Annotated in this window: 17 protein-coding genes; 7 read left to right on the top strand and 10 right to left on the bottom strand. The window is 35.8% G+C overall.

Annotation, left to right across the window (positions count from 1 at the left end; all coding sequences use genetic code 11):
• Window positions 1-33 precede the first annotated feature (33 nt).
• Together DPQ89_RS13120 and DPQ89_RS13115 are read left to right on the top strand one after the other, a co-directional pair.
• Window positions 34-1,233, top strand: a complete 1,200-nt coding sequence (locus tag DPQ89_RS13120; protein ID WP_127717479.1) for a hypothetical protein — start codon at window positions 34-36, stop codon at window positions 1,231-1,233.
• A gap of 1 nt (window position 1,234) precedes the next feature.
• Complete coding sequence (locus DPQ89_RS13115) at window positions 1,235-1,648, top strand: hypothetical protein (RefSeq protein WP_127717478.1); 414 nt, start codon at window positions 1,235-1,237, stop codon at window positions 1,646-1,648.
• Between the two features lie 53 nt (window positions 1,649-1,701).
• Here DPQ89_RS13115 and DPQ89_RS13110 read toward each other — a convergent pair whose 3' ends face one another.
• The 9 genes from DPQ89_RS13110 to cdaA all read right to left on the bottom strand — a co-directional run bounded on the left by DPQ89_RS13110 (window position 1,702) and on the right by cdaA (window position 10,238).
• A complete protein-coding gene (locus DPQ89_RS13110) occupies window positions 1,702-1,980 on the bottom strand; it encodes an HU family DNA-binding protein (protein WP_127717477.1) in 279 nt (92 codons plus the stop codon).
• A gap of 177 nt (window positions 1,981-2,157) precedes the next feature.
• A complete protein-coding gene (locus tag DPQ89_RS13105; RefSeq protein ID WP_127717476.1) occupies window positions 2,158-3,330 on the bottom strand; it encodes a cysteine desulfurase family protein in 1,173 nt (390 codons plus the stop codon).
• Complete coding sequence (locus DPQ89_RS13100) at window positions 3,311-3,850, bottom strand: Rrf2 family transcriptional regulator (protein WP_127717475.1); 540 nt, start codon at window positions 3,848-3,850, stop codon at window positions 3,311-3,313. The genes DPQ89_RS13105 and DPQ89_RS13100 overlap by 20 nt, the downstream gene beginning before the upstream one ends.
• Window positions 3,851-4,264: 414 nt before the next feature.
• Window positions 4,265-4,711 carry a tRNA (adenosine(37)-N6)-threonylcarbamoyltransferase complex ATPase subunit type 1 TsaE gene (locus tag DPQ89_RS13095; protein WP_127717474.1) on the bottom strand — a complete coding sequence of 149 codons (447 nt, stop codon included), beginning with the start codon at window positions 4,709-4,711 and terminating at the stop codon, window positions 4,265-4,267.
• Between the two features lie 8 nt (window positions 4,712-4,719).
• Entirely contained in the window at window positions 4,720-6,315 is a 1,596-nt protein-coding gene (locus DPQ89_RS13090) for an NAD(P)H-hydrate dehydratase (protein WP_127717473.1), read from the bottom strand.
• A gap of 15 nt (window positions 6,316-6,330) precedes the next feature.
• Complete coding sequence (locus tag DPQ89_RS13085) at window positions 6,331-7,089, bottom strand: pyridoxine 5'-phosphate synthase (protein ID WP_127717472.1); 759 nt, start codon at window positions 7,087-7,089, stop codon at window positions 6,331-6,333.
• The gene (gene glmM, locus DPQ89_RS13080; RefSeq protein WP_127717471.1) at window positions 7,089-8,453 is read right to left on the bottom strand and encodes a phosphoglucosamine mutase; all 1,365 of its coding nucleotides are present in this window, start codon (window positions 8,451-8,453) and stop codon (window positions 7,089-7,091) included. The genes DPQ89_RS13085 and glmM overlap by 1 nt, the downstream gene beginning before the upstream one ends.
• A 46-nt stretch (window positions 8,454-8,499) precedes the next feature.
• A complete protein-coding gene (locus DPQ89_RS13075) occupies window positions 8,500-9,426 on the bottom strand; it encodes a YbbR-like domain-containing protein (RefSeq protein ID WP_127717470.1) in 927 nt (308 codons plus the stop codon).
• Window positions 9,423-10,238, bottom strand: a complete 816-nt coding sequence (gene cdaA, locus DPQ89_RS13070; protein WP_127717469.1) for a diadenylate cyclase CdaA — start codon at window positions 10,236-10,238, stop codon at window positions 9,423-9,425. The genes DPQ89_RS13075 and cdaA overlap by 4 nt, the downstream gene beginning before the upstream one ends.
• Before the next feature lie 93 nt (window positions 10,239-10,331).
• Here cdaA and DPQ89_RS13065 point away from each other — a divergent pair, with 93 nt between their 5' ends.
• Window positions 10,332-10,751 (top strand): secondary thiamine-phosphate synthase enzyme YjbQ, encoded by a 420-nt coding sequence (locus DPQ89_RS13065; RefSeq protein ID WP_164848396.1) that lies wholly within the window; start codon window positions 10,332-10,334, stop codon window positions 10,749-10,751.
• Here DPQ89_RS13065 and DPQ89_RS13060 read toward each other — a convergent pair.
• On the bottom strand, window positions 10,748-12,691 hold the full coding sequence (locus DPQ89_RS13060) for a sigma 54-interacting transcriptional regulator (protein WP_127717467.1): 1,944 nt from the start codon (window positions 12,689-12,691) through the stop codon (window positions 10,748-10,750). The genes DPQ89_RS13065 and DPQ89_RS13060 overlap by 4 nt on opposite strands.
• A 218-nt stretch (window positions 12,692-12,909) precedes the next feature.
• Here DPQ89_RS13060 and DPQ89_RS13055 point away from each other — a divergent pair, with 218 nt between their 5' ends.
• The 4 genes from DPQ89_RS13055 to DPQ89_RS13040 all read left to right on the top strand — a co-directional run bounded on the left by DPQ89_RS13055 (window position 12,910) and on the right by DPQ89_RS13040 (window position 17,123).
• Complete coding sequence (locus DPQ89_RS13055; protein WP_127717466.1) at window positions 12,910-13,845, top strand: adenosylmethionine decarboxylase; 936 nt, start codon at window positions 12,910-12,912, stop codon at window positions 13,843-13,845.
• Window positions 13,846-14,706 (top strand): polyamine aminopropyltransferase, encoded by an 861-nt coding sequence (gene speE / locus DPQ89_RS13050; RefSeq protein WP_127717465.1) that lies wholly within the window; start codon window positions 13,846-13,848, stop codon window positions 14,704-14,706.
• The gene (locus tag DPQ89_RS13045) at window positions 14,699-15,166 is read left to right on the top strand and encodes an EVE domain-containing protein (protein WP_127717464.1); all 468 of its coding nucleotides are present in this window, start codon (window positions 14,699-14,701) and stop codon (window positions 15,164-15,166) included. Before speE ends, DPQ89_RS13045 begins: the two co-directional genes overlap by 8 nt.
• A 223-nt stretch (window positions 15,167-15,389) precedes the next feature.
• The gene (locus DPQ89_RS13040) at window positions 15,390-17,123 is read left to right on the top strand and encodes a CHASE4 domain-containing protein (protein ID WP_127717463.1); all 1,734 of its coding nucleotides are present in this window, start codon (window positions 15,390-15,392) and stop codon (window positions 17,121-17,123) included.

Here is a 17,123-nt window from a genome sequence, read left to right as displayed (position 1 = left end):
TACATTTTATTCCAAAGTTGCTACCTAATTAGAATGAAGATAACTCTATTAACACTAACTCTGCTCATCCTATGTTCGTGCTCATCAAACTCAGATGACGTAGCTCCACCAGAACAAGGAATAATTGATCCTATTATTCCTACCGAACCAGTGGATCCTCCTAAACCGATTGAGCCTCCACCAGTAATTGATCCAGGTAATTCAGTTGATGGTTTTAATACTGTTGAATTAGAATACAATGAGCTTGATACATCTGTTTTAAACTTTCTTATTCAAGAGTTGGAGCCACAATATCATAAATCTGAATTTACAATTAAAAGAGATTCGAGCGAAGAGAGCTATGCTGACAAACCGTCTACTCTTTTAGATCCAAAAGATATCTTCTCTTCATATGTTACTTTCTATATTGATAGCTTTCTCTTTAATATGAAACCAAGAGTAGAGACTCTCGCACCATACTACTCTGTGCCTCGACTTCTTTCAGAACATAGTTACTCCGGTCTCGCACATGCAGAGCTTTGTCACAGTACTTCAACTTCACTTGCGGCAACAATCAAAGAATCAAAAGTTCCAGATCAAGAAGTGATAGATGAGTTAAATATTTTTGAAAAGAGAGTAAACCTATTGAGAAATAAAACTATTTTTGATTCTAGTAAAGAAGCAAAAGTTGAGCTCGTAAAGGTTTGGTCTAAATTTATGGGGTGTTTAGCCTACACGGAATCACTAACGAGTGCAGATACCAGTAGTTCCTATAATGTATCCAAAGAGTACTCTCCACGAGACTACAATAAACCTCTTGGCGTAAAATTCTATGAAGATCCGTATCAAGATTTGGCAAGTAGATTAAATATAGGTCTCTACCAATTTACGCCCAACTCATCAGGAAATATATATCCATGTATATACCAGTGGAATGATATATATCCTGACTCAAATATCAACACCAATGAACAACAAGATAATTTAATAAGAATCTTTGGCAGCTCCTTTCAAGGCATGAATGCATTTTGTGGGGTGAATAAGATCATTCAAACTTTTGCAATTCAGGTAAATACAGATGAGAAAAAAAGAACTCATCCAGATAATTACACAATAGCAGGAATCGAAGAGTCGCAAAATAGATGTGTGACACCATGGTTTTATGCAAGTTATGCCTATAACCACTTTGGTCCACTTCAAAATTCAACTGGTCTAAACCTAAAAAAACTAATTACATGTGTTAACGAGGAATAATATGAAACATCTAACAACTCTACTTTTAATTCTTTTGGCCAATAGCAGCTTTGCATTCACTTTAACACCTCAACAAGAGAGCGCTCTTCTAAAGAACCTGGATCTTGCTTGTGAAAAAGTATGGTGTACGGGAAATTACAAAATAGAGTTCAACTCTTTTAAGTGTAAAGATATTCCTGGAACTGAAACGAAGTGTGCTCTAAGGGCAAATTTTAAGTTTAGTAATGTTAAAGAGTTTAATACAGAAGGAAGCTATCTACGACTCGCAGGAGTTCAAGAGTCGTATCCGGGACTTTGCTATTTTATAGTAACGAAAGAAAGTGAACTATCAACGCCACGTAATGAGATAACAAAACAGTTTTATAAAGATGTTGATACGTGTGTAACAAATATTGAAAAATTTATTGAACAATAAAAAAAGGGCCAATAAATGGCCCTCTACGATATTCTAAATTGGTAAAACCAAAATTAGAACATATCTTTCCAAGCTTTACCTGGCTTAAATTTTGGAAGAGTTTTTGCTTTAATTTTAATCTTCTCACCAGTTGCAGGATTTACACCCATTCTAGCTGCTCTTTTTACTTTAGAAAAAGATCCGAAACCGATTAAAGAAACGTCTTCACCTTTTTTAACAGTTTTCTTGATTGTATCAATAGTTGTGTTAAGGAAAAGCTCAGCGTCTTTTTTAGTCATTCCTTCTAGTTCTTTGTTCTTAAGAATTGCTTCTAATAGTTCTTTCTTGTTCATAAATGCCTCCGTACAAATTTATATGTTAAGTATATGTTGAATCGAAAAATATTGAATGGCAACCCCTTAAGTCCTTTATTTAAAGCTTTTTTTATTTTTTTTTTATGATTCGCCTCTCTAGCAAGGCGAAAGCAAGATTCCAAAGCTGAAACCAGCCTTATAGAGGTGGATTATGAATTATTTTATAAAACGTTTTAGGACTTTTGAAATAATAGGTGTATACTCTTTGGCCTGTTCAAGAGTCATATCATGTGCGAATGAAAATCTTATTGCGCTCTTAGCATCTTCTTCACTCACACCCATTGCCATTAAAACCCTACTAGGAAGAACTGCGCCTGATGAGCAAGCAGAACCAGAGCTAACATCCATTTTAGCTAAATCAAATGCTGTAATTAAGATATCGGCTTTATAACCTGGAAGTAAAATAGATAGAGTATTTGAATTTCTATTCTTTGCTTTAGAGCCTATAACACTCGTTTTAGAATTTAAAAGAGAAGTTAATTCATTTTCAATATAGCTCTTTGCCAAAGTTAATTCCTCAAAAGAATTAGCTTCTACAATTTCTTCTAAAGCTAATTTGAGAGAGTAGATACCATATGTATTTTCTGTACCTGAACGTAGACCATCTTGTTGTCCTCCTCCCCTAATCATAGAGCAAAAAGGAAGATCTTCTTTTAAAAAAGAAAAACCTATACCTTTCAAAGAACCAAATTTATGACCTGAGAAAGTATATGCATCTGCATAGGAAGATAGCTCTGTCCAATTAGAAATTTTTCCAACAGATTGAACTGCATCTACATGAATGAAACAATTAGTTCTTTCTTTAATTTCTTTTAAAGCATCTAGTGGCCATACAACTCCCGTCTCATTATTGACCCACGTAAAGTTCAAAATACTTTGAGTTGAGACAGAGTTAATTTGATCAATGAGTGCTTCAAGCTCGTAGTCTCCAGATGAGTCAACGTTGAATTGAATAACACCATGACCATAGAGCTCCAATTCATTTTTAAGGTTGAAAACACAACTGTGATCAACCGTTGAATGAATAAGGTGAACTCGCTCGTTACTAGCATAAGCTTTTTGGGCAAATCCTTTAAGAATTGAATTGATCGCTTCAGTAGCGCCAGAGTGAAAGAATAGTTTATATTCAGATTTATTTAGTGAGAAAATCTCGTAGAGATAATTTCGAGTTTCATTAATGAACTTTTTCGTTTTCTTTCCAGAAGAATGGATAGAAGAAGGGTTTGCAAATAACAAATCCCCGTTAGGGAGCCACTGTTTTACAGAGCTCGCTAACGGGGATGTTGCATTATAATCAAAGTAATATCTATTATTGATTAATCTCGCCAATTGGGTTCCTAATTGCGGAAGTCATACCAATTGTTGATTCAACTTGAGCAGCTGGTGCTACTTCAACCTGAGCAGTTGTTTCTTCCGTCTTTGCTTCAATTTCAATGTCTTTAGCTTTACGCATTAGATCACCAAGTGAAGTTGTTGACAAGTACTCTCTCATAATCAAACCAAGATTTTGAAAGTAGTTCTTAGACAGGTGAAATTCAACTGTAGAAGCTGATTCTGCTTCAGTTCCTAAGATATCCTTAGCAGGATTAATATTCTCACCTACACAGTCAAGAATATCCTTAATAGTGATTTGGTCCATGCTTCTAGCAAGTACGTAACCACCACCTGGTCCTCTTACAGACTTTACTGATTGCCCATTTCTAAGCTTTCTGAAAAGTTGCTCTAAGTAGTGCAGTGAAATGTTCTGTCTTTGTGAAATTTCCTGTAAACGAACAGGGTTTCCGTTTGAGTGAGTTGTTAAGTCTAGCATCGCTCTTACAGCGTAGCGTCCTTTAGAAGTGAGTCTCATTGGTCTTCCTCCATAAAAAATCCAATTAAAGCGTTTAAGCCGGTTTTAGTTGCAAAGTACAAGTTCATAAAAAGTTACTTGTGTGTGCTGTCTGGGTCGCGTCCAGTGCTTCCCCGTAGCTCAAGATTAAAATTAATAATCTTTTCTACGTAAAATAGTATGACAAGTTAGGGCCTCTAAAGTCAATACGATTTCTCATTAAAAAATAGCCTTTTTTTCTTTAATTTCAGAAATTTAGAAATACTTGAGTTTTCTTTACTGATTGGCCCAATAAATTTGAAGAGTTAGACTCTTTTTCTCGGGAACTTACTTTTTCCTTAAGATTTCCTTGTTTGAAAATGATAGAAAAACTTTAGGAAAATACTCGGAAATAATTACCCAGTCCAAAATCTCAAGTAGTTGAAAGTAGAAAATTTATTTAATCTCTGACAGAACGAGTCTTCTACTAGAAGTCGTTTCATTCTCTGATTTTTTTGGATTTATCGAAATATCTAGCTCATAAAGAGACCAATCATGATCAATATTTCTTTGAATTTCTTTAACAAATTCTCTTCCCCATTCGATTAAAAAGTAATCTTTGTCTTCTAGGTACAGGGAAAGTTCTAAGTGAACAACTTCTTCAGGACTTTCTAGTCGATAGAAGTCAGCATGAGCATATGATCCGGATTCATTAATGATTGAATATGTAGGAGAACAGACTCCATCATCTTCAGTGATAAACTCTTTAGTTAAAGTTGTTTTTCCTGCACCCACAGGGCCAGATAGAATTATAGCGCAAGGTTTATTTATTGAAGACTTTAGTTGTTCAACAACACTTGGCAAATCACTTTCATTTACATCTTCCCAAACTTTTAGTTGCATAATTATCTCTAAAATATTTCTTCTTCGCTTAATACTTTAAACGCTTCACTTAGATTCTCAACAATAGAACCTGCAGTCATTGCTCTTACTCCATTTTTCTGGGCGGCATACTTACCTGCAATAGTATGTGCAGAAACACCTAAGCAAACTGCTTGATACAATCTACTCTTATCCATAAACATTCCGGATTGCTTTCTATCAAGAGGGCTTTGGGCCAAGAGACCTCCAAGAATTCCTGCCAGAACATCACCAGAGCCACCAGTGGCCATTCCATCGTTAGGGTAATAGTTGATGTACACATCTCCGTTAGGAAAGCCTAGAAAAGAACATGGGCCTTTCATAATGAAACAGCTATTAGTTCTATCTACAACTTCTTTTAGATAATCAATAGGTCTTTGTAGAACTTCATCAATACTTGCACCAGTAAATTGCGCAAACTCACCCATGTGAGGAGTGAATATTGTTGGGTACTTTCTAGAGTGAAGAAGATTTGAGTCTTCTTCTAAACTCAATACTTTTATTGCATCAGCATCTACAACTACTGGACCAGGAAAGTGATTTAATATTTGTAGAACGGCCTTTCTGGATTCAGAGTCTGTACCGAGCCCTGGTCCAATAACAACAGAATCGTAACGATCAAGTTGTTTAATAATATCTTCTACTTCATTTGATTTTGTAGGAATTAGTCCAGTCATTACTTCTGGCATCATTCTCGATGTAAGCTCATGGTAGCTACTCTTCCACGTTGCCGCAGTGACAAGACCTGAACCAACTTTAAGCGCTCCTGAAGAGGCCATAATACAGGCTCCTGTGAGACCTGGAGACCCTCCAAGGACAAGAGTGTGGCCAAATGTATTCTTATGAGCAAATTTATTTCTAGGACCAAATACTCCAAAAAGTGTTTCAGCATTTAAAAGTGCTTTATCACCACCCGCCAGTAGTTCTCTAGGTAATCCTACGTCGAGAGTTACAACTTCACCACTATGCCTAGCTCCTTCATCGATATAGTGACCTGTTTTAGTAAGTCCAATCGCTAAAGTAAAGTCTGCTTCTAATGCTACAGAGCTTTTAGCTCCTACATTGGCCGTTATCCCCGACGGAATATCAACTGCAACAGTGATTGCATCAGAATCGTTTACACAGTTAAATATTTCAAATAAGTATTGTGAAAGAGGTAATTTAAAACCTGTTCCTAAGACTGCATCAATAACGATATAGCTGTCTTGTGTTTCATTAAAATAACTTTGAATTTGGTTGGTGTTTTTAACTTCATTAATTCTCACACCGTAAGTTTGAGCAAGTTTAACTTGCTTAACTTGCTCTTCAGTACACTTTTCATCATCTGGAAATAGAATAAATGCTCTTGCTCTATGACCTTTATTAACGAGGTTTCTAGCGATTGCTAGTCCATCAGCTGCATTATTTCCACTACCCACTAGAACAACAACTTCTCCAGCATAATCAATCTTATCAAGGATTGTTTTTTCAATGAAGTCAGCTCCACGGATACCGACATTTTCAATAATTAAAGATTCTGTAAAGCCATACTCTTCTACAGCTAATCTTTCTATCTCTTTCATTTCTTGAATATCAACTACTCTCATAAGACTCTCTTTTAATTACTTTGTATAAGGGAATTTTTCCATACTAGAGGCCATTTTATTAACGACATTACCTAGTCCATCAAAGACGGCCTGGCAAATGATCCAATGACCAATATTATATTCTTCAAATAAATTATTTTCTATTAGTGGCATTAAGCTGCTTTGAGTAAGTCCATGACCAGCATGGCAACCAATACCTTTTGAAACGAGCAACTTCTTAGCAGTGCTGAAGGTTTCTAAAAAATGCGAATAATCTTCATCATGAACAAATGCCTTAGCATAGTCACCTGTATGTATTTCAACTGCATCTATATTAAGCTGGGAAGCTTTTTCTAAGACTTCAGGGTTAGCTTCAAGAAATAAGGAGATTTTTAATCCCTCAACTTTAGACTTTAGATAGTCACAAGTTGTTTTTACTTTCTCAAAGTTCTTTGAATCAATTAAGTCTAGTCCACCCTCAGTAGTTTGTTCTTCTCTTTTTTCAGGAACAAGACAAACCCAATCTGGTCCAGTTGCGATAGCAATCTCAATTATTTCGTCACTGCAACCCATCTCAAAATTGAGAGGCTTCCCAAATTTCTTCGTGACCAAGTAGACGGCCTCAACATCGGTATCTTGAATGTGGCGTCTATCTTCTCTTAAATGAATTGTTATTTGATCAGCACCCTCTCTTAAGACAGTCGTGGCTGCGTCAACAACCGAAGGATAACTCTCTCCTCTGGCCTGTCTAAGTGTTGCGATATGATCGATATTGACACCTAATCTCGTCTTCATTAATTACCTAATTCCCTTTTAACAAGGTCTACTAATCTTTCACATATAGAGTTTACAGTACTCAAGGATTCTCCTTCAACCATAACTCTTGCAAGAGGCTCAGTTCCTGAATAACGAAGTAAGATTCTTCCTTTCGAACCTAACTCCTTTTCGATTTCAGCAAGAGCACTCACAATAGATGGAATTTCTTCTAGAGGTTTTTTCTCTCTTACTGTTACGTTCTTTACGATGTGAGGAAATAATTTAATTTCCTTTGTAAGCTCTTTTAATTTCTTATCATAGAATTTCATCGCCTCGATTGTTTTTAAAGAGGCCAGACAACCGTCTCCAGTTGTTGCATACTCTCCGAAAATAACATGCCCTGAAGGTTCTCCTCCAAGAATGCAATTCTTATCACGCATATGCTCTACAATATATCTATCGCCTACTTTTGTTCTATGAAAGTTCAGTCCTATGGATTTAATATAGTTTTCTAATCCTAAATTAGACATTACCGTTCCAACAACTGTATCACCCTTTTTCAAGCTTCCCTTATCGAGTAAGAGTTTTGCGAAAAGACCTATTAAAACGTCGCCGTCTACAACATCTCCATCTTCGTCAATGATGACAACTCTGTCGGCATCACCATCTAGACAAACCCCAAGGTCTGCTCTGTATTGCTTAACATATTCTGCCGCTTGTTCAGGATGAAGAGAGCCGCTATTTAAATTAATGTTTTGACCATTTGGCTTCACTCCTAAAGGAATGACTTCTACACCAAGCTCGTCGAACATCATTGGTGCAACTCTGTAGCCTGCTCCATTGGCGCAGTCGAGAACGACTCTCATTTGATCCATTTTACAAGAGTTCGAAATGGCGGACTTTACGTGCACCAAGTACCTACCAAAAACTTCTCTAAGTCTCTTAGCATTTCCTAAGTCACCACCAACTTTAACCGGCATCAGTTGTAAATTTAAAACCAGTTCTTCAAGCTCAAGCTCAACTTCATCAGGGAGTTTATGACCATTGCTATCAAAGATTTTAATCCCATTATCTGAGTAATGATTGTGAGACGCACTAATCATTACGCCTGCATCGGCCCTCATCGAATCAGTTACAAAGGCAACACCAGGAGTTGGTAGAGGTCCAGTAAGAATCACCTCTCCCCCTTGAGAACATACACCTGCTGCAAAAGCTTGTTCAAACATATAACAACTTAAGCGCGTATCCTTACCAACAATGATAAGAGGCTTCTTTCTCTTAGTGTGACCTTGAAAATAGTGAGTAACGGCCCTACCAAGAGCTGTTGCCACTTCAGGAGTCATTGGATAAATATTCGCTTTACCACGAATTCCATCTGTACCGAATAACTTTCTTTCCGACATGGGTTTCCTTCATAAATGTATAGAGCCCACTAGTGTGAGCTGCATATTAACGAGTGCTTACATTAATAGATTGGGGGTTAATTTGCAAAAGATGAATGCCTTCTGGCAAGTTTGCACGCAATTTTACACTGTGCGTTCCTTTGCTTTCAGGAACTTCAGCTATAATTTGGATGTCAGACTTATTTAGACGCACCCCTTCCGGTGCCAATACGTCCAAAGAGACGTACTTAACCTTAGAGGATATCTTCGTTGAAGTAGATAGAAAGCTGATTTTAATTTTCTTTAAAGTGAGATTCGCCTTACGCGGTTTGAGCGTATAATTAAAGTCGACTGGCGTATTTCTATCAATAGAAACTCTCTGATCTAAGTCGGCCAAGGCTATTTTTATGTCACCTTCTCCTTGAAGAGATGAAATATCGATAGGAACAGTCTGAACTTTAGAGACCTTTCTCATTACTTCAATTGGGCCTGAAATCAGAACCGTTTTTGGAGAAACTGATGTATTTATCAATTTTAAATCTGGCGCGATATTACCAGTTAGGACAGGTTTAACAGCGACTTCTTTTCTAATTTCTTTTTGAAGCTCAACATTAAAACTCTCAGGAGTAATGCTAATTACTTCTACTCCAAAGGGCACAGTTACATCAGAATGAGTAAGAAAGACACGAAAACCGCCTTTCTTGTTAACCGAGTATTTCTTTAAATCGACAACAACACTTAACTCTTGATTTAGTACAGTTCTTACAAAGGCCCTTGAGCCTTTTATTTTTACCGCAACTTTCTGAGGAACGATATTAGAAATACTCTTTCCAGCAGGAGTCAATAAACGTAGATGCATAGACTGCTCAACAATCTGCGGCTCGGAGTTTAAAACGTAGAACCATAGGAATGAAGCAAATAGAACACTTACTAGCTTTAGAAAGTGTCTTGAAAGTGCATCATCTTTTTCTAAACCTCTACCAAAGCGTTTCATTCTACTACCCTTTGCTGTATTGGTTTAAGATTCTTATCTAATTTCTCATTTGACCATAAATGTTTTAAATATTGTCTAAGCTGATTTTCATTCGAACACAGATAGAACGAACCATCGACACAAACATTCATTTTCCCATTTTCCTCACTAACGGTAACGACAATAGCATCAGAAATCTCAGAAATCCCAAGAGCTGCACGATGCCTGGTTCCTAGGTGTCTATCAATTTCTACATTATTCGATAGAGGCAGAAAACATCCTGCGGCCGCAATTTTAGAGCCCTGAATTAAAATGGCCCCATCGTGTAAAGGAGAGCTAGACTGAAAAATTGAATAAATTAAGTCACTATGTATTTCACTATTTAACCGAGTTCCAGTGTTAATGATATTTTCGAGCCCGTGGTCTCGTTCAAATACAATTAGCGCGCCAATTTTCTCTTTACTAAGAACACTTGTCGCTTCAACAATCTCTTCAATCTCTAGAGTATCTCTTTTGCGCGAAAATACTCCAAAGAAAACTCGTCTCCCCGTAGCAACACTGGCCAGGGCGGATCTAAGTTGATCTTGAAACAGAATAATAAAAATAAGAACAAAGTACTCAAAGAAGTGAGTTAGAATCCAATTTAGAGAATAAAGTTTATAGTAAAGTCCAATTCCCCACAAACACAGGACTAAAACGAGACCAAGAAGTATTTGTAGAGCTCTGGTACCTTGTACTATTCGCAGAATTTGATAAAGGATAATCGAGACGACACCAATGTCGACAACGTCTTTGATTCCCATCTGCTGATAGAGTACTTCTAAAAAGCTCAACCCATTCTCCTAAAAAATTACTATATCCTATTATCGACAATTTACCCTAAAAGGTTGAGAATAATGTTCTTTATTCAAAATAGGAAGTTCAAAGTGAGTTTTACCAAAATACAAATCAAAACCAGTGGAGAGAGATTCTACAATATAACTGAACAAATTAAAGAGTGCCTAGGATCTCTGTTGAATGGCTCAAGCTCTGGAGTTCTACATATCTTTGTACAACATACTAGTTGTGGACTAACTATAAATGAATCCTATGACCCAAGTGCAAAAGAAGATCTCGAAAGATTCTTGAAACACCTCGCGCCTAGAAACTTAGCTTTTATAGAACATACAGACGAAGGTGAAGATGACTCCCCTTCACATATGAAAACGATGCTTGTAAATCAAAATTTAGGGTTTATTGTAGAAGACTCTCAATTACAGTTAGGAACCTGGCAAGGAATCTATCTCTGTGAATTCAGAGATAGTCCTAAAACCAGAAGTATTTTAATTAAATATCAAAGAGATTAAGCTGCCTCTTTTTCAGATGCATCCTCATTTCCTTCAACAGTTTCTAGTACCTGTGAAGATTGTAGTAATTTCTTTCTTAAGGCCTCTCTAGAGATTCCCATCTCTTTGGCGGCCTTAGACTTATTACCATTATTTCTTTTAATCTCTGCTAAGATCATCTCTCTTTCAATAAGAGCAACTCTTTCTTTAAGAGGTAATTTATAGTCAGTAACGTGTGGAACTTCTCCAAACATTCTTTGCTTAACCGAAATATCTAGTAAAGGAGAAGCACTATTATCAATCGCAACCTCAGTAATTATATGTGCCTTAGGATTATAAAGAACTGCACGTTCAATACACTTTCTAAGTTCTGTAATATTGCCTGGCCAATCATAATCTTTAAACTTCTCCATAGCTTTAGGAGAAAAGTTCTTAAGTAGTAGACCTTGCTTTTTACATTCTATTTTTAAGAAGTAATCAACTAATAGATCAATATCATCGATTCTTCTTCTTAGTGGTTCCATATTTATAAATGCCTTAGATAGATACTCATAGAGATCTCTATCAAACTCTCCTTTATCAACTAAATCTCCAAGGTCCTTATCAGCTGTAGCAATGACTCTAACGTCAATACTTACAATTGTACCAGGAACTTTTCTATTGCTTAGAACTGAATATAACTCTCTTTGCTCATCAATTGACAGTGCCGTAATATTATGAAGAACAACCGTTCCTCCAGCAACTCTATTAAAGACACATTCACCCTCACCAGTTCCCCATAATTCTTTATGAAGTTCATCTCTTTTAGGCTCCTCACAACGAATAACTTCGTATCCTTTTAGTCCACGACAACCTTCGTGATGAATAATTTTAGCAAATAATTTCTTACCTACACCTTTTTCACCTTGAATAAGAAGTGGAGAATCTAAATCTTTCGTTTTAAGAATGGCACTTCTTAAAGAGGCAACGTGAGAAGTCTTACCAATTAGAGCGTGCTTACGATCAAATGGTGTAGAGAATCTTCGAATCTGACTAGTCTCACTCATTGGATTGAAGCCATGAAAAACTGAAGAGAAAACAAGAGCTAAAACTTTCATTGTTTTTTCATCTTCTACTGTAAAGCGATCTTGGTTTCTCTTATTTAAGATTTGAATAACACCAATGATTTTATCTTCTCTATTATGTATAGGGTGACAAATAATAGACTTTGTTTCATAACCAAATGACTTATCAAAGTGGTCATTAAACCTACTCTTATCAGACTGGATATCTATATTTAGAGCGACTCCTGTTGTAAAAACTGAACCCGCGATACCAAGTCTATAATCAAATTTTAATTTATCTTTATCTACTCCTAAAGCTCCAATGGCCTCTAACTCATTAGTTTCAGGATTAATTAGAAAAATAGATGCTCTTTGTGCATTTAAAATACGAACAACTTCCGAAAGCATCGTATCTAAAAAGCCTTCTTTATCTCCGAAGTAAGTTATATCTTTAAATAAAGATAAAAGAAGAGAGAACATTTCAAAGCCTTCAGAGGCCTTAGTATACTTTTCTTTAAGGGCCGAATCGATAAGACACTCTTTCAAACGATCAGTAGAAAAGCTCATCACATAAACTTCTAGAAATTTATTGAGCTCTCTTTCAGCATCAATCTCTAATCCGTAGATGATTTCATCATCTTCAATGGAATCAGAAAATGCTCTTACAATTTTTCCAGATAAATCAAGGTGCTGTCTTTTAAACTGTAAAGAGATTGTAATCTCATCACCTACACTAATTCTCTCTCGAGTCGAAAACCCTAGACCAGTAACTGATATATCGACTAGCTTTGCATCAGATATATAAGATGCCTTACCAAGCTCATCATACTTTTCACATAAGAAGCGAAGATCATCTGCATCTTCTACCGGAATTCTAAACGATTGGTAGAATTTAAATTCTGAAAAACTCGCAAGCATATATAACTCCTTAAGGGTAAAACTTTATCTATTGTCTATTCGGGAAGATGAGTAAAAAGCTTAAGCATTATTGCCTAGTAAAATTGGCGTTTAACGTATTTTCAAACAGTTAGGTATAATTTTGGATACTTATTTTTTTCACAGATTTTTAATAGTGATTTGCTATCGAAACAAACGATGTTAAACATAGAGAATTATTGAAATCAAGGAGATCAGAGTTGTTTTTTGAAGGCTCAGAAAAGAAGGCAGAGGTTATTGTAAACCTCGATGGAAAATCATTAAGAGAATTAGACGATGCATTTTGGAGTGAGTTAGTAGCTAAATGTGAGGCCACTATTCTATCAAAAATCTCAAATGAATCAGTAGATGCTTACCTACTTAGTGAGTCGAGCTTATTCGTATTTGACGATCGCTTTACTATATTAACTTGTGGTCAAACAATTTTGATTAACTCAATACTTTTCTTCACTGAAAAGTTTTCTAAAGACAGTGTTGAGCAAATTATTTTTCAAAGAAAGAATGAGTACTTCTCTCATTTACAAAAAACTCACTTCCTAGATGACGTAAAAAAACTACAAGAGCTTTTTTCTGGAACGGCCCTTCGCTTTGGTCATATGGACGCTCACCATAATTACCTATTTCATCTAGACAAGTGCTATACTCCAAAGAGTAATGACCTTACTTATGAGCTATTGATTTATCATATTTCACCACAAGCAAGTCAAAACCTCACCAAGAGTGACTTAAACGCACAACAAATTAGAGAATTACTGTGCCTAGATCAATTAATCCCTGAGTTTAAAATTGATGACTATGTATTTACACCTTTTGGATATAGCCTAAATGCGATCAAGGGTGACGACTACCTTACAATACACGTAACACCTCAAGAGGACTCAAGTTACGTAAGTTTTGAATCATCTTTAAACTTAGTGGAGTTTGCACCAATTATACTAGAGGCCTTAACTCCACAGTCATTTGACCTTATGACTTTTAATCCTAATGGATTTGAAACTAACTTAGATAATATTCCTAAGGACTATACTAATAGATCAATTGTGAGAGAGAGAATTCCTTGTGGTTATCACGTAGAGTTTGCTCACTTCTATAGTAAAGAAAGAGAAAATTATTCAGCATATAAATTGGAGATATAAATGAAATCAAGCTTATGGATTGAAGAATTCCAAACACAACATTCGTCATATAAATTTGAAGTAGAAAAGACTTTATTTTCGGGGCAATCAGAGTTCCAATCTGTCGATGTTGTTCAAACTAAGGGACACGGAAAGATGCTGCTTAATGATGGCCTAATCATGGTGACGGAAAGAGATGAGTTCTCTTATCATGATATGATTTCTCACGTACCTCTCTTTGTTCATCCAAATCCTAAAAATGTTCTTGTCATCGGAGGCGGTGATGGAGGAACAGCGAGAGAAGTTATACGCCACCAAGGTGTCCAAAAGTGTACAATGGTTGAAATTGATAAAATGGTAGTAGATGCATGTAGAGAGTTTATTCCTCTTACAGCAAAAGATCTTGATCATCCAAAAATGAACTTAATTATTGGTGATGGAGTTAAGTTTGTTAAAGAAACTAAAGAAAAATTTGACGTAATACTAGTAGATTCGACAGACCCAATTGGACCTGCGGCACCACTATTTGGTCCAGAGTTTTACAACGATGTAAAAGATTGCCTAACTGAAGACGGTATTGTTGTATCTCAAGGTGAATCTCCTTGGTATGACACTCATATTCAAAAAGGCTTGATTGAAGTTCTGGATCAAGTTTTTGGGAATGTATTTCTTTACACATTTTCAAACCTAACCTATCCAGGTTCACTATGGTCATTTACTTTTGCTACTAAGAAGTATCATCCGGTAAATGATTTTGATGAGGCTAGAGTTGAAAAGTCTGGACTTGATTTTACTTACTACAACAAAGGTATTCATAAAGCAGCTTTTGCTCTGCCTACTTTTGTTCGTAATAATCTTAAAGAACTTATAAAGAATGACTAAGAAGTATTGGCTCATGAAAAGTGAGCCCGATACTTTCTCTATAGATGATTTAAGAGAGAGACCAGACTCAAAAGAGTCTTGGGATGGTGTAAGAAACTATCAGGCACGAAACTTCATGCGAGACGAAATGAAAAAAGGTGACCTTATCCTCTTTTATCACTCTAGTTGTAAAGTTCCAGGAATTGCAGGAGTGGCCAAAGTAAGTATGGAATCTCACCCTGACCCAACCTGTTGGGATAAGTCGTCTGCATATTATGACCCAAAGTCCACAAAGGAATCTCCGCGCTGGTTCATGGTAGAAGTATGCTTTAAGAAGAAATTTAAATCTGTGATTGAACTTAGTAAATTAAAAGAGCTTCCTGAGTTAAAAGATATGATACTAGTCCAAAAAGGATCTAGATTATCAATTCAGCCTGTCAAAAAAGAACATTACGATTTTATAGTCAATAACCTAGCTTAGTCTTAAGCAAGTTTAACAACGAAAGCATTTAGACAACTTACAAACAAAAGCTCAATTATCTCTAAAGATAAAATAAACTTTGTCGATAATTACTTTGCTTGGTTTATAGACTAAGCTACGCCCTGTTGATCTTCAAATAATGGTCCATTCGAATGAATGGGCCATTACTTTTTAGATAAAATTAACTTTTCTTAAGTATAAAAATAATTCTTATCTGTCGATAATGACAACTATGAGAGTTAAATCAAAAGTTCTACTTACATTTTTTTTAGCAATAATGTTGCTTATAGGCTCCTTGATAACGATATCGAGTCAAGTCTTCAATACAAAATTCTATGATCTAGAACTTTCGCAAATCAAAGATGCTCAACAGGTTATTTTAAATGAAATAAATAAAGACACTGAGGCCCTATCTTTAACAACCGCCGATTGGGCAGCTTGGAGTGAGACATACGATTATATTCAAAAGAAAAACTCTTCCTACGCGGCGGAGAACTTCTCCTACGAAAGCCTCAAGAACTTACCAATTGATCTGATTATATATACAAATAACAACAAAATTGTTCACGCATCTGCAATTGAAAAAGAAAAGATCAAGAAACCATCAACGGACTTGTTATCAGAAGTTCTAAAACAGTCAAATCTATTACAGGTTTATAGTGACTATAGAAATACCAAAACAATTATAGAACTTGAGAATCATGGTGTATGGATAGCATCAGCACAACCTATTTCAGATAGCTTTCAAAAAGCTCCTCCTAGGGGAACTTTGATTATGCTCAAACGACTTGATCAAGCATACTTTAAGAATATGCTAAGCAGAGTACGTATTAAGGTTTCTTTACAAGGCGTATCAAATAAAAAGAATGAAGCAATAAAGAAGAGTGAGACTATTTTCTATAAGTACTCTTCAATCAAGATAGGTTCAAATAAATTTCTAGTCTACAGAATTGATCATATTCCAAAGACAACAATAAAAGGAAAAGAAGCTTTTATAACATTCACCTTAGTAGTTGTCTTCTTTGTTTCATTTATTTTAGGTTTAACATACTTAGTAATAGAGAAGAAAGTATTGAGTGAACTCATGAAAATCATTGATGAGATTAACTTGTTAAAGGTTGGCAATTTAACGATGATTTCTATGGATAAAGAGTCGACTATCACTGAAATTCAAGACCTAGTTAATACTTTAAACAAACTCATTTCAAGAGTAAAGGATGACTATGCTCTCTTAGTTCAAAAAGGAAAGTTCGAGTCTCTCGGTCTCATGGCCGGAGGTGTTGCACACGAAATAAATAATCCTATTACAGTTATTCAAATGAATACGTTTAAATTACTTCGGCAATTAAAAAAGAATGAAGATATTGATGCACAGGTACTCAAGAAGAAATTAGAACAAAATATGCAACATATTGATAGAGTTACAAATATCATCTTAGGAATGAAGAAGCTTTCAAGACATTCAATTGCCGATTCTCTTATAAAAGTAAGTGTAAATGAAATCATCAATGATGTTGCGTCTCTTGAGGCCGGATTTAAAAGTGATAAGGATATTACGATCACATATACAAAGTTAGAGGAAGATAAGTTTATCGAGGCCCTACCATCACAGATCATACAAGTTCTTATAAATTTAATTGTTAATTCAAGCCACGCGATTAATGATCATGGTCAAAAGTGGATACGTTTAGAAGCTGAGTGCAATCGTAACTTTATTCAATTTAAAGTTATAGACTCAGGAAATGGAATTTCAAAAGAAATACAAGAAAAAATCATGGACCCATTTTTCACCACCAAAGAAGTTGGTAAAGGAACGGGCCTAGGTCTTAGTATTTGTCAAAGGATAGCACATTTTCACGGTGGCAACCTTGAGCTTGATACAGACTCAAGGAATACAACCTTTATCTTAAACATTCCTCTTGTGAAACTGGATTCGCTTGAGGAAAAAGTATCATAG

It is taken from the genome of Halobacteriovorax sp. HLS (genome assembly GCF_004006665.1).
Classification (GTDB): domain Bacteria; phylum Bdellovibrionota; class Bacteriovoracia; order Bacteriovoracales; family Bacteriovoracaceae; genus Halobacteriovorax.
The sequence above is the reverse complement of the archived record's forward strand: the minus strand, read 5'-3'. Positions and strand labels throughout refer to the sequence as shown.

Bases quoted from the DNA above. Each gene is read 5' to 3' on its own strand.
- DPQ89_RS13120 (WP_127717479.1), top strand. From the start codon at position 34: ATGAAGATAACTCTATTAACACTAACTCTGCTCATCCTATGTTCGTGC.
- DPQ89_RS13115 (WP_127717478.1), top strand. From the start codon at position 1,235: ATGAAACATCTAACAACTCTACTTTTAATTCTTTTGGCCAATAGCAGC.
- DPQ89_RS13110 (WP_127717477.1), bottom strand. From the start codon at position 1,980: ATGAACAAGAAAGAACTATTAGAAGCAATTCTTAAGAACAAAGAACTA.
- DPQ89_RS13100 (WP_127717475.1), bottom strand. From the start codon at position 3,850: ATGAGACTCACTTCTAAAGGACGCTACGCTGTAAGAGCGATGCTAGAC.
- DPQ89_RS13095 (WP_127717474.1), bottom strand. From the start codon at position 4,711: ATGCAACTAAAAGTTTGGGAAGATGTAAATGAAAGTGATTTGCCAAGT.
- DPQ89_RS13090 (WP_127717473.1), bottom strand. From the start codon at position 6,315: ATGAGAGTAGTTGATATTCAAGAAATGAAAGAGATAGAAAGATTAGCT.
- DPQ89_RS13085 (WP_127717472.1), bottom strand. From the start codon at position 7,089: ATGAAGACGAGATTAGGTGTCAATATCGATCATATCGCAACACTTAGA.
- glmM (WP_127717471.1), bottom strand. From the start codon at position 8,453: ATGTCGGAAAGAAAGTTATTCGGTACAGATGGAATTCGTGGTAAAGCG.
- DPQ89_RS13075 (WP_127717470.1), bottom strand. From the start codon at position 9,426: ATGAAACGCTTTGGTAGAGGTTTAGAAAAAGATGATGCACTTTCAAGA.
- DPQ89_RS13060 (WP_127717467.1), bottom strand. From the start codon at position 12,691: ATGCTTGCGAGTTTTTCAGAATTTAAATTCTACCAATCGTTTAGAATT.
- speE (WP_127717465.1), top strand. From the start codon at position 13,846: ATGAAATCAAGCTTATGGATTGAAGAATTCCAAACACAACATTCGTCA.
- DPQ89_RS13045 (WP_127717464.1), top strand. From the start codon at position 14,699: ATGACTAAGAAGTATTGGCTCATGAAAAGTGAGCCCGATACTTTCTCT.
- DPQ89_RS13040 (WP_127717463.1), top strand. From the start codon at position 15,390: ATGACAACTATGAGAGTTAAATCAAAAGTTCTACTTACATTTTTTTTA.